Genomic DNA, 12,518 nt, shown 5'->3' on the forward strand with positions numbered 1-12,518 from the left:
GAAGCGACAGTTTCCGGCACCTCACGCGATCGGAAAAGGAGAAAGCACGTGACAAGCACACTCGAGCGGCGGCCCGCCCCGACGGCGACGCCGTCCGCGGGGGAGCGCACACCCCGGCGCCTCGGCTTCGGCCGGAGCCGCCGCAGCGCGTGGGACCTGAAGCTCTCGCCCTACCTCTACATCTCGCCGTTCTTCATCCTGTTCGCGATCACGGGTCTCTTCCCCATCGCGTACACGGCGGTCATCTCGTTCATGGATTGGGACCTCGTCCGCAATTCCGGCGAGTTCATCGGCTTCGACCAGTACGCGTGGGTGCTCTCGCAGCCCAAGTTCTGGATCGCGCTGCGCAACACCTTCAGCATCTTCCTGCTCTCCAGCGTCCCCCAGCTGATCATCGCCGTCTTCATCGCCGCGATGCTCGACCAGAACATCCGCGCCAAGACGTTCTGGCGCATGAGCGTGCTCATCCCCTACGTCATGGCCCCCGTGGCCGTGGCCCTCATCTTCAGCAACATGTTCGGCGACCAGTACGGCGTCGTGAACACCACGCTGCAGAACCTCGGCCTGCCCGCCGTGCCCTGGCACTCAGACGCGTTCGCGAGTCACATCGCCATCGCGACCATGGTCAACTTCCGCTGGACCGGGTACAACACCCTCATCCTGCTCGCCGCGATGCAGGCGATCCCGCGCGAATACTACGAGGCGGCGACGGTGGACGGCGCCGGCAAGATCCGCCAGTTCTTCTCCATCACGCTGCCGAGCCTCAAGCCCACGCTGATCTTCGTCATCATCACCGCCACGATCGGGGGCTTGCAGATCTTCGACGAGCCGCGCATGTACGACCAGTACGGTACGGGCGGAGCCGACAACCAGTGGCTCACCGTCACCCTGTGGCTCTACAACGTCGGGTGGGGCGAGTGGAACTTCGGCCGCGCTGCCGCCCTCGCCTGGATCCTGTTCCTGATCATCCTCGCCATCGGGGCGATCAACATGGTCGTCACGCGCTCCCTCGTGCGCGACGACGGCACCCGCGACCCCCGCAGCCGCCGCGAGCGTCGTGCGCAAGCGCGGGCCGCGAGACAACGATTGACGATGGATGCCGCCTCGGGCGGCCTCCGCGGAGAGGAGACGCGTCGATGACCGCCGTCAACGCCGCCCCCGTGCCCCTCGCGGACCGCGACATCCCGTCGCCGCCGCGCCGTCGCCCGCGCCCGGTGCGCGGCTCGCGTCCCGGCTGGATCGTCTACGCCAGTCTCGGCGCCGTACTGCTGGCCAGTGTCTTCCCCTTCTACTGGTCGCTGCTGATCGGCTCGGGCGACTCGTCCACGATCCGCGACGCGAACCGCTCGTGGATCCCCGGCGGGAACTTCTTCGCCAACGCCGCCTCCGTCATCGGCGACCCGGCGGTGAACTTCTGGCCCGCGCTGCTGAACTCGATCATCAGCTCCGGACTGATCGCGGCATCCGTCGTCTTCTTCTCCACGCTCGCGGGATGGGCGTTCGCGAAGCTGCGCTTCCGCGGCGGTCCGTGGCTGCTCGTGTTCGTCGTCGGGACGATGGCGGTGCCGATGCAGCTGGGCGTGGTCCCGCTGTACATCCTGTTCAGCGAGCTCGGCTGGACCGGGCAGCTCGGTGCCATCATCATCCCCGCGCTCACGAGCGCGTTCGGGGTGTTCTGGATGACGCAGTACCTGCGCCAGGCGGTTCCCGACGAGCTGATCGAGGCGGCTCGCGTCGACGGGGCGAGCTCGTTCCGCACCTTCCTCACCGTGGGCGTTCCGGCCGCGCGTCCGGCCGCGGCGATGCTCGGGCTGTTCACCTTCGTGAGCGCGTGGAACAACTTCTTCTGGCCGTTCATCGTGCTCGACCGGCAGAACCCGACCCTGCCGGTGGCGCTGTCGCTGCTGCAGTCCAACTACTTCGTCGACTACTCGATCGTCCTCGCTGGCGTGCTGCTGTCGACGATCCCGCTGCTGCTGCTGTTCGTCTTCGCGGGCAAGCAGCTGGTCAGTGGCATCATGCAAGGGGCGGTCAAGGGATGACCCTCGCGCCCACGGAAGGAACCCGAACCATGTCCGACACCCGAGCCTTTCCCGAGGGCTTCCTCTTCGGCGCCGCGACCGCCGCATACCAGATCGAGGGCGCCGCCTTCGAGGACGGCCGCACCGCCTCGATCTGGGACGCCTTCAGCCGCGTGCCCGACGCCGTGATCAACGCCGACAACGGCGATGTCGCGTGCGATCACTACCACCGCTACGCCGGTGACGTGCAGATCATGAAGCAGCTCGGCCTGCAGACGTACCGCTTCTCCACCTCGTGGTCGCGCGTGCGTCCCGACGGCGGCGCGCTCAACGCGAAGGGCGTGGACTTCTACAAGCGCCTCGTCGATGAACTGCTGGATGCCGGCATCCTGCCGTGGCTGACCCTGTACCACTGGGACCTCCCGCAGGCCCTGCAGGACCGCGGCGGCTGGACCGTGCGCGAGACGAGCGACCGCTTCACCGAGTACGCGCTCGACATGCACGACGCGCTCGGCGACCGCGTCGACGTGTGGACCACGCTGAACGAGCCGTGGTGCTCGTCGTTCCTCAGCTACACCGCCGGGATCCACGCCCCGGGGCACTACTCGCAGGCCGAGGGCATGCTCGCGGCCCACCATCTGCTGCTCGGCCACGGTCAGACCGTGCGCGAGCTGCGGGCGCGCGACTCGGCCCTCAACCTCGGCATCACGCTCAATCTCACGGTGGCGGATGCCGTGAACCCGGCCGACCCTGCGGACCTCGACGCCGCGCGGCGCGTGGACGGGCAGTTCAACCGGTGGTTCCTCGACCCGATCTTCCGTGGGACCTACCCCGCCGACATCATCAGGGACTTCCGCGACACCGACGCCGAGGCCGTCGCGCGCTGGCAGGAGGCCGTCCGGCCGGGCGACCTCGACGTCATCTCCACCCCGATCGACTCGCTCGGCGTGAACTACTATCACGGCGAGTTCGTCGGCGGCACGCCGCCCGAGGTCGACCCGCCCGCGGGCGACGCGCCCACGACGCGTCCGATCGGCGTGCCGTTCCCGGCGCACGAGAAGCTCTACTGGCACGACCGGGGTCTCCCGCGCACCAACATGGGCTGGGAGGTGCAGCCCGAGGGGCTGACGCGGCTGCTGGCGCGGGTGAGCGAGGAGTACTCGTCCGCGGCCGGCGCGGCGCTGTACGTCACCGAGAACGGCGCGGCGTACGACGACGAGGTGACCGTCGAGGGCGGCGAGACCCACGTCCACGACACCGAACGCGCCGCCTTCGTCGAGGCGCATCTGGGTGCCGTCCTCGACGCCGTCGAGCAGGGCGTCGACGTGCGCGGCTACTTTTACTGGTCGCTCATGGACAACTTCGAGTGGGCCTGGGGCTACGCCAAGCGCTTCGGCATCGTGCACGTCGATTACCAGACCCAGGAGCGTGTCCTGAAGGACTCGGGCCGGCAGTACGCTCGCATCATCGCCGAGCGCGCGCTGGCCGTGGTCCCCGCGGTCTAGAGCTCGCCCGCCGGGGTCGCCAGGAGGCAGTGCAATGGAGATCGCACCCGTTCGCGGTACCGCCACGATCGAAGAGGTCGCGGCGCGAGCCGGTGTCTCCCGCTCGACGGTGTCCCGCGTCGTCAACGGTTCGACGGCCGTCTCCCCTTCCGCACTCGAGGCCGTGCGCCGCGCGATCGACGAACTGCAATACGTTCCCAATCGCGCGGCGCGCTCGCTCGCCAGTCGTCAGACGCGGGCGATCGCGCTGGTCATCCCCGAGCAGACGGACCGCTTCTTCGGCGACCCGTTCTTCGCCTCGATCGTCGCCGGTATCGGCGAGGTGATCGGCGAGAGCGACTACATCATGAACATGCTGATCGCCAGCGACGACGCCAGTGCGAAAGCGCTCGGCTACCTCCGCGGGGGAAGCGTCGACGGCGCCATCGTGGCCTCGCACCACACCAGCGACACCTTCCTCGACCGCGTCGCCGACGTCGTGCCCGTCGTCTACGGCGGCCGGCCCGCGCGCGTGCGCGCCGACGACTACTACGTCGACGTCGACAACGTCGAGGGCGGTCGGGTCGCCACCGCCTACCTGCTCGCGCGCGGGCACCGCCGCATCGCGACGATCTCCGGACCGACCGACATGCCCGCCGGCATCGACCGCCTCCAGGGCTTCCGCGACGCGATGGCCGAGGCGGGGCTCGCCCCCCTGGCGGTGGAGAACGGCGACTTCACCGAGATGGGCGGGGCTCTGGCGATGACCCGCGTCCTCGCGGCGGGGGAGCGCCCCGAGGCGGTCTTCGTGGCCAGCGACCTCATGGCGCGCGGCGCCTACACGGTGCTGCGCGAGAAGGGTCTGGAGCCGGGCCGCGACATCGCCGTGATGGGCTTCGACGACTCCGCGGTGTCGACGGCTCTCAGCCCGGCCCTGACGACCGTGCGCCAGCCCTCGCTCACGCAGGGGCGGTACATGGCATCCGTCCTCCTGGACATCCTCGCCGGGCGGCCGGCCGCCCACGCGACGATCCTGCCCACCGAGGTCATCGAGCGCGGCTCCGCCTGATCACTCCCACCGCGCGGTGTCGGGGTCGATGCCGTGCGCGCGGGCACTCGCCTCGATCGCGTCGCGCAGCCACGCCGCGAGTCCGGGGCGGATGGCGTCGTAGTGCGCGGCGAAGCGCGGGTCGGCGGCGTACATCCGGCCCAGGTGCACCTGCATCTGCCGGGTGACGGGGAAGTACTGCGAGAACACCTCGCGGTGTCGGTCGACGAGCGCCTCGGCCGCCGCATCGCCGGGTGCCACGCCGTCGTCGAGGGCGGCGCCGAGCTCCTCGTCGAACGCGGAGACCGCCTGGGTCACCGCCGCCCAGTCGTCGGCGGAACGGGATACCGAACGCTCCGCGAACTGCTGCCATTGGCGCGAGGCGCCGTAGGCAGCTCGTGCGTCGGCGGGCCAATTCGTGTCCCAGCCCGGCCCGAAGGTGGCGCCCTGCTCCTCTTCGGAGAGCAGGATGCCGTGCTCCTGCGCCGCGATCATGCGGCCGAGGTCCTCGTCGAGCTGCTGCAGCTGCGTGATGCGCTGAGCGAGCTGCGCACGCTGGACGCGGAGCTGTGCGGCCACGTCTCCACCCGGTTCGTCGAGCACCGCGCGGATGGCGTCGAGGTCGAGCCCGAGCTCCCGGTAGACCACGATGCGACGGAGGCGCTCGAGGTCGTCGTCCGTGTACAGCCGGTAGCCGGCGCTCGAGCGCCCGGCCGGGTGTGCGAGACCGATCTCGTCCCAATGGTGGAGCGTGCGCACCGTCAGGCCGAGTCGAGCGGCCGTCTCGCCCACCGGCATCCCGTGCTCACCCATGGGACCCATTGTCGTCGCGTCCGATTCCGACCGACCGGAGGTTTCGCCCCTCGGGGGTCGCCGGGTCGAACACCTTGGCGGCGGTGAACAGGACCCGCGCGTTCTCGGGCGTGACGACCTCGACGTCCCGGGTGTTCCACGGAGTGTCGCGCACCTCCGGGGCGGCGCCGAGCGCGCGAAGCGACGAGCCCACGGTGTCGATCTCGTCGAGGACGCACGCGAAGCTGACGCTCGCGGGCGGCGTGGTCGCGATCACCTCTCCGCTGACGAGCAGGACGTCCTGGAACGCCCACCGCCGCAGATGCACCATCTGCCCGGGGATGCCGAACAGTTCGAAGAACCCGAGGCCTCGGGTCCAGAAGTCGACGGATGCCGTCAGATCGGCGGTCGGCAGGGTGACGAACATGGGCATGCCGTAGAGGCCGCGGTACAACGGAGGCGCGACCGCCTCCGGTCCGGGCGGGGGGACGGGGCTGATGTCGAAGGCAGGGAAGTTCTCGTCCATGACCCCAGCGTCGGCCCTCACGCGGCGTGAGGGTCAAATGCAGGGCGAGCCGGCGCGGGATCGCCGCTATGGTGAGCGCAGAGAGCGGACGGTGCGGGGACATCACCGTTCAGCAGAGGGTGTCTCATCATGAATCGTGCATCCGCCGCCGTCACGGGCGCGCTGCTGGTCGGGGCTGTGGCCCTGTTGGCGGGGTGCGTCCCGGAGGACCCCGCGCCGACTCCGACCGCTTCGGTCGGCTCGCCGTCGGCGACGGCGCCGAGCGCCGCGCCGACGGCTCCCGCGCCGTCGACGCCCGCGACCGCGACCGCTGACCCGGCCGTGATCCCGGCATCCTGTGACGACCTCGGTACGGCGGCGACGCGGCAGCAGACGGTGGGCGGTCTCACGGCTCAGCACGCCGACGGATTCGTGCGGCCGGCGCCCGCGAACGCGACGACCGAGCTGTCGTGCAACTTGATCCAGGAGGAGTCGGCCGGGGTGCTGCTCACCGTCAGCACCGCGGCCGCCGCAGAGGTCGCCGCCGGCGTCGACGGACTTCCCGCTCAGGGATACCAGTGCCAGGCGGCGGAGGACTTCGGCGCCCAGTACTGCGTGGCGGTCGGCGGCACGGCGGAGACCGAAGACGTCGTGGTCGCGCGCGACGGCGTGTGGATCTCCCTCGAGACGGTCAACATCGACGCCCGCGCGTGGCTGTCGGAGATCTCGTCGCAGATCTTCGGCTGACGTCGGGACGCCTCAACGCCGCGGCGACTCCGGCTGCTGGTACACGTCGGGCACGTCGTCGCCGTCGGCATCCACGTCCTCGGCGAGGGCGAGCTGCTTGTAGCGGCGGTTGCGCACGAGCAGGACGGCCGAGGCGAGGACGGATGCCAGCAGCGAGGCCGCCATGATGGCGATCTTCGCGTCGTCGGTGTGCGGGGAGCCGGCGGGGAAGCTGAGCTCCGCGATCAGCAACGAGACGGTGAAGCCGATGCCCGCGAGCAGTCCCACACCCGCGATGTCGATCCACTTCAGGGCCGGGTCGAGGCGCACCTTGGTGACGAGTGTGAGCAGGCGCACGCCGAGCAGGATGCCGACGGGCTTGCCCAGCACGAGGCCGGCCACGACGCCGATCGTCACGGGGTCCAGGAGTGCGCGGACGATGCCCTCGCCGCCGCCCACCGCGACGCCCGCGGCGAAGAACGCGAAGATCGGCACGGCGATGCCGCTGGAGAGCGGGCGGAAGCGGTGCTCGAACTGCTCGGCGAGGTCCATGCCGTGGTGCTCGGGCCGGCGGCGCGAGGCCGCTACCGGGATGGTGAAGGCGAGGGCGACACCGGCGATCGTGGCGTGAACGCCCGAGGCGTGCAGGAACGCCCACGCGGCGAAGCCGATCGGCAGCAGCACGACCCATGCACCCCACGCGTGGCGCGAGAACCAGGCGCGAGCGCGGCGGGCGATGACGCCGTAGACGATGACGAGCACCGCGAAGACGGCCAGGGGGACCAGCGCGATGTCGGTCGTGTAGAAGATCGCGATGATGGCGATCGCGATGAGGTCGTCGACGACCGCGAGGGTCAGCAGGAAGATGCGCAGCGGTCCCGGCAGGTGGGAGCCGACGAGGGCGAGCACGGCGACGGCGAATGCGATGTCGGTGGCCGTGGGGATGGCCCACCCGGCGAGCAGGCTCGGCTGCGTGTGCACGATCGCGACGTAGATGAGGGCGGGCACGGCGACGCCCGCGAAGGCCGCCGTCACGGGCACGATGGCGGTGCCGAAGCGACGGAGACTGCCCGAGACGATCTCGCGCTTGAGCTCGAGGCCGACCATGAAGAAGAAGACGGCGAGCAGGCCGTCGGCGGCCCACGACCCCACGCTGAGTTCGAGGTGCCACGGCTCGTAGCCGAAGCGGAAGTCGCGCAGCGCGAAGTACGCATCGGCGGCGGGGGAGTTCGCCCAGATGATCGCGATGATCGCGGCGACCACCAGCAGCATCCCGCCGACGGACTCGCGGCGCAGCAGCGTGGTGACGCGGTGGACTTCGCGGTAGCCCGGCCAGCCCGGCGCGCGCGTGTGGGTCTCGGTCATGGGGTGGTCCCTTCCGGGGTCGATCGATGGATCGTCGACCAGACTTCCCGACACGCCGTTTCCCAGTTTACCGGAGGCCGCCTGGGTGGTGCCGGGATGGCCGACGGTCCGGGGTGGACCGACGGCCCTCGACATGACGTGCGTGTGCCGAGATGACCCGCGTTCGGCGCGAATCGCGGGTCACCTCGGCGTCATCCTGCGGCACGCGCGCCGCGCGGACGCGGTGTGGGGCGGGGCCGGTGCCGCGGGGCCGCGCGTCAGGACGGGTCGCCGCCCAGCGGGCCGACCGCGGGGATCGGGCCGCCGTCGTCGGCGCCGGTCTTGCGGGCGCGGGCGATCGCGTTGCCGAGGTGGTAGATGACGAGGGCGGCGACCGAGCCGAGCACGATCGCGCCGAGCTGGAAGTCGCCCCACTGCATCGTGAACCCGGCGATGGCGAGCACCAGTGCCACGGCCCCCGTGTACTGGTTGACCGGACGCGAGAAGTCGACGCGGTTGTCGACCCAGATCTTGATGCCGATGATGCCGATCAGGCCGTAAAGCGCCGTGGTGACACCGCCGAGGACGCCCGGCGGGATGGTGTTGAACACCGCGCCGACCTTGGGCGAGAGGCTGAGCACGATGGCGGTGAGACCGGCGACCCAGTACACGGCCGTCGAGTACACGCGCGTGGCGGCCATCACGCCGATGTTCTCGCCGTAGGTCGTCGTGCCCGAGCCGCCGAACGTTCCCGCGAGCGTCGTGGCGACACCGTCGGCGATGAGGGCGCGCCCGGTGGAGCGGTTGGCGGTGGCATCCGTCATCGCCGCGACCCCGCGCACGTGTCCGACGTTCTCGGCGACCAGCACCAGGACGACGGGGAGGAACATCGCGATCACCGACCAGGTCGCGGGAGAGGCGAAGTCGGCGATCTCGAACGTCGGCAGGCCCACCCAGGGCGCCTGCTCGACGACGGAGAAGTCGATGAGGGTCTCGCCGGTCGTCAGCTGGATGATCACCGTCGCGACGTAACCCACGATCACGCCGAGGAAGATCGAGATGCGGCCGAGGAAGCCGCGGAACAGCACGCTGAAGAGGATCACCGCGACGAGCGTGATCGTGCCGGGGAGGGGCTGCACCTGGAAGTTCGACCACGCGACGGGGGCGAGGTTGAAGCCGATCAGCGCGACGATCGCGCCCGCGACGACGGGCGGCATGACCTTGTCGACCCACCCGAGGCCGACGAACTGCACGACGAAGCCGATCGCCGCGAGCAGCACACCGACCGCGACGATGCCCGCGAGGGCGGAACCCGTGCCGGCGGTGGTGGTGGCGGCGGTGATCGGCGCGATGAAGGCGAACGACGACCCGAGGTAGCTGGGGAGGCGGTTCTTCGTCACGAGCAGGAACAGCAGCGTGCCCACGCCCGAGAACAGCAGCGTCGTCGACACCGGGAAACCGGTGAGCACGGGCACGAGGAAAGTCGCGCCGAACATCGCGATGACGTGCTGGAGGCCGATCGCGATCGTCGCGCCCCAGTTCAGGCGTTCGCCCGGGGCGACGACGGCTCCGGGTGCGACGGTGCGGCCGTCGCCGTGCAGCTTCCAGCGGAACATATGTCTCCTTGTGAGGGGGTGGATGCCGAAATCACACGCGTTCCCGGAGACCACGCGCCGCTGCGGGAAACGGCGGGTCGTCTGGAGGGAAGCGGGTCATCTCGGTGGTCGAGCGGGCGGCAGCGGTGGGGCGAGACCGACGGGCGGCCGAGGAGCAGCGGGGGACCGGAGGGCGATTCAGGATGCCGTGAGCAGGCGCAGCAGCGTCGCATAGCGCTCGCGGGTGCGCTCGACGATGTCGGCGGGGAGGGCGGGGGGCTCGCCCTGCTTGTCCCAGTTGGCCGACAGCCAGTCGCGGACGATCTGCTTGTCGAAGCTCGCCATGCGCTCCGCGGGGGTCGTACCGCGGCGCCAGGCCTCGGCATCCCAGTACCGCGACGAGTCGGAGGTCAGCACCTCGTCGGCCAGGGTGAGAACGCCGTCGGCGTCGTAGCCGAATTCGAACTTCGTGTCGGCCAGGATCAGCCCGTGGGTTTCGGCGGTCGCCGCGGCGCGGCGGTAGATCTCCAGCGACGCATCGCGCAGCGCGGCCGCGGTCTCGGCGCCCACCAGCTCGACCGAGCGCTCGAACGTGATGTTCTCGTCGTGCTCTCCCATCGGCGCTTTCCACGCCGGCGTGTAGAGCGGTTCCGGCAGACGGTCGCCGTCGTTCAGCCCTTGAGGGAGGGGGATTCCGCACACCGTGCCCTCCGCGCGGTACTCCGCCCAGCCCGAGCCGGTGAGGTAGCCGCGCACGACGCACTCGATCGGCTGCATGTCGAGCGAGCGCACGAGCATCGCCCGACCCTGCACGGCAGCCGGGATGAGGCTGACCGCGTCGTCGCCGTCGAGGGCGTGATCGGCCACGAGGTGGTTGGGAAGGGACGAGCCGCCGTCGGCCCCGGCGAGCTGGTCGAACCACCACAGGCTCAGCGTCGTCAGCAGCACGCCCTTGTCGGGGATGCCGGGTTCGAGCACGTGATCGAACGCGCTCACGCGGTCACTCGCGACCACGAGGAGGTGCGCGGGGGCGGTGTCGGCAACCGTCTCGGCGGGCACGTAGAGATCGCGCACCTTGCCGGAGTAGACGTGGCGCCAGCCGGCGAGCTCGAGGGGGGAGGCGGAGGTCACCCGCTCATTATTGCGGGTACGCGGGAGGCGCACCCGCGCGAATTGTCGCACAACGCCGCTCGCGACGCCTGCCCCCCGGACGGCGAGGGGGCGCTCGCTACCCTCGATGGAATGACCGATGACCCCTCCGGACCCGCGGTAGCCATCGATCCTCACGCGGGCAGCCGGCACACGACCATTCGCGGCTGGGTGTTCTGGCCCGCCGCTGCGATCGCGATCGCGTTCATTGCTTTCGCGCTCTTCTTCCCCGCCGCTGCCGAGGCCACCTTCGACACCGTGCAGACGACCATCGTGTCGACCTTCAACTGGTACTACGTGCTGATCGCGGCGTTCTTCGTCGTCTTCGCCCTCGCGATGGGCTTCAGTCGCTTCGGCAGCATCAAGCTCGGACAGGATGACGACGAGCCCGAGTTCTCGACCATGTCGTGGTTCGCGCTCCTCTTCGCCGCGGGCATGGGAATCGGCCTCGTCTTCTACGGCGTGAGCGAGCCGCTCAGCCACTTCGTCTCGCCCCGGCCCGGCGTCACCGGCACGCCCGCGGAACTCGCGCAGCAGGCCATGTCGCAGACCTTCCTGCACTGGGGTGTTCACGCGTGGTCGATCTACGTCGTGCTGGGCCTCGCCCTGGCCTACGCCTTCCACCGTCGCAAGCGCCCCCGCACCATCCGGTGGGCGCTCGAGCCGATCCTCGGTGCCCGCCTCGTGCAGGGTGGGTGGGGCAACGCGATCGACGTCGCGGCCCTCGTCGGGACCCTGTTCGGCGTCGCGACCTCGCTCGGTCTCGGCGTCATCCAGATCAGCGCCGGTCTCGACTTCCTCGGGGTCGTGCCGCCCAGCATCATCAGCCAGGCCGTCATCATCGGCATCATCACCGGGTTCGTCCTGTTCTCGCTGCTCTCCGGCGTCGGCAAGGGGATGAAGTGGCTCTCGAACATCAACCTGGTGCTCGCCGGGGTGCTGATGCTCTTCCTGCTCTTCGTCGGCCCCACCGAGTTCCTGCTGCGCGACGTCGTGCAGTCGATCGGCAACTACATCCAAAGCTTCGTCGGACTGTCCTTCACCGTCAGCGCGTACGCGGGTGACGACGGCGTGGCCTGGCAGGGCGCGTGGACGGCCTTCTACTGGGGCTGGTGGATCTCGTGGGCCCCCTTCGTCGGGATCTTCATCGCGCGCATCTCGCGCGGCCGCACCGTGCGCGAGTTCGTCGTCGGCGTGATCCTGGTGCCCACCCTCGTCGGCATCCTGTGGTTCACGGTCCTCGGCGGCACCGCGATCTACGGCGAGCTGACCGGCACGGCCTCGTACACGGGCGCGGACGGGTCGGTCGACGTGTCGACGGCGCTGTTCCAGATGCTCGAGGGCGTTCCGGGCTCCGCCGTGCTGATCGTCGGCTTCCTCATCCTCATCGCCGTGTTCTTCGTGACCTCCGCCGACTCCGGCGCGCTCGTCATGAGCATGATCGCCACGGGCGGCGAGGAGTCGCCGAAGAACTGGGTGCGTGTGTTCTTCGCGCTCGCCACCGCCGTCATCGCTTTCGCCCTCCTCATCGCGGGTGGCCTCACCGCCCTGCAGACCGCGGCGATCAGCATCGCGCTGCCCTTCAGCATCGTGCTGCTCGCGATCTGCTGGGCGACCGTCGTGGCCTTCCGCCGAGAGATGAAGGCCTACGACAAGGCCGAACGAGCCCAGCTGCGCGACGCGATCGGCGAGCATTACGGCCTCGAGGTCGAGGAGCCCAACCAGCGCGGCATCTTCGGAATCCCCGCGCGCTGGCGCCACCGCCGGGCGGTCGCCGCGCAGGCGGACGCCGCCGCTGAGGCGAAGGATTCCGCCGAGGCGGTGACCGGTTCTCCCTCGTCGACCTGAGCCGTA

General features: G+C 70.1%; 11 protein-coding genes. 6 read left to right on the forward strand and 5 right to left on the reverse strand.

The features are described from left to right. Nucleotides 1–48 precede the first annotated feature (48 nt). Genes B0B15_RS03470 through B0B15_RS03485 form a run of 4 tightly spaced genes read left to right on the forward strand, consistent with a single transcriptional unit; the run spans nucleotide 49 to nucleotide 4,574 of the window. Entirely contained in the window at nucleotides 49–1,140 is a 1,092-nt protein-coding gene (locus B0B15_RS03470) for a carbohydrate ABC transporter permease (RefSeq protein WP_076673309.1), read from the forward strand. Then, complete coding sequence (locus B0B15_RS03475; protein ID WP_076673310.1) at nucleotides 1,137–2,042, forward strand: carbohydrate ABC transporter permease; 906 nt, start codon at nucleotides 1,137–1,139, stop codon at nucleotides 2,040–2,042. Before B0B15_RS03470 ends, B0B15_RS03475 begins: the two co-directional genes overlap by 4 nt. 29 nt (nucleotides 2,043–2,071) lie before the next feature. Beyond that, nucleotides 2,072–3,526, forward strand: coding sequence for a glycoside hydrolase family 1 protein (locus B0B15_RS03480; protein ID WP_076673312.1), 1,455 nt, complete (start codon nucleotides 2,072–2,074; stop codon nucleotides 3,524–3,526). Between the two features lie 34 nt (nucleotides 3,527–3,560). After that, a complete protein-coding gene (locus B0B15_RS03485; protein WP_076673313.1) occupies nucleotides 3,561–4,574 on the forward strand; it encodes a LacI family DNA-binding transcriptional regulator in 1,014 nt (337 codons plus the stop codon). Here B0B15_RS03485 and B0B15_RS03490 read toward each other — a convergent pair whose 3' ends face one another. Further along, nucleotides 4,575–5,366 (reverse strand): MerR family transcriptional regulator, encoded by a 792-nt coding sequence (locus tag B0B15_RS03490; protein WP_076673315.1) that lies wholly within the window; start codon nucleotides 5,364–5,366, stop codon nucleotides 4,575–4,577. Further along, on the reverse strand, nucleotides 5,359–5,871 hold the full coding sequence (locus tag B0B15_RS03495) for a VOC family protein (RefSeq protein ID WP_076673317.1): 513 nt from the start codon (nucleotides 5,869–5,871) through the stop codon (nucleotides 5,359–5,361). Before B0B15_RS03495 ends, B0B15_RS03490 begins: the two co-directional genes overlap by 8 nt. A 129-nt stretch (nucleotides 5,872–6,000) precedes the next feature. Here B0B15_RS03495 and B0B15_RS03500 point away from each other — a divergent pair, with 129 nt between their 5' ends. After that, entirely contained in the window at nucleotides 6,001–6,597 is a 597-nt protein-coding gene (locus tag B0B15_RS03500) for a hypothetical protein (RefSeq protein ID WP_176776555.1), read from the forward strand. 12 nt (nucleotides 6,598–6,609) lie between these two features. Here the strand turns inward: B0B15_RS03500 and nhaA are convergent, their stop codons facing one another. The 3 genes from nhaA to B0B15_RS03515 all read right to left on the reverse strand — a co-directional run bounded on the left by nhaA (nucleotide 6,610) and on the right by B0B15_RS03515 (nucleotide 10,646). Then, on the reverse strand, nucleotides 6,610–7,941 hold the full coding sequence (nhaA, locus tag B0B15_RS03505) for a Na+/H+ antiporter NhaA (RefSeq protein ID WP_076673320.1): 1,332 nt from the start codon (nucleotides 7,939–7,941) through the stop codon (nucleotides 6,610–6,612). A gap of 257 nt (nucleotides 7,942–8,198) precedes the next feature. Further along, a complete protein-coding gene (locus B0B15_RS03510; RefSeq protein WP_076673322.1) occupies nucleotides 8,199–9,536 on the reverse strand; it encodes a uracil-xanthine permease family protein in 1,338 nt (445 codons plus the stop codon). A gap of 177 nt (nucleotides 9,537–9,713) precedes the next feature. Then, complete coding sequence (locus B0B15_RS03515) at nucleotides 9,714–10,646, reverse strand: phosphoribosylaminoimidazolesuccinocarboxamide synthase (RefSeq protein WP_076673323.1); 933 nt, start codon at nucleotides 10,644–10,646, stop codon at nucleotides 9,714–9,716. A gap of 111 nt (nucleotides 10,647–10,757) precedes the next feature. On the opposite strand from B0B15_RS03515, the gene B0B15_RS03520 reads away from it, so the two are divergent. Beyond that, complete coding sequence (locus B0B15_RS03520; RefSeq protein ID WP_076673325.1) at nucleotides 10,758–12,512, forward strand: BCCT family transporter; 1,755 nt, start codon at nucleotides 10,758–10,760, stop codon at nucleotides 12,510–12,512. Nucleotides 12,513–12,518: the final 6 nt, after the last annotated feature.

It is taken from the genome of Microbacterium sp. RU1D (assembly GCF_900156435.1).
Classification (GTDB): domain Bacteria; phylum Actinomycetota; class Actinomycetes; order Actinomycetales; family Microbacteriaceae; genus Microbacterium.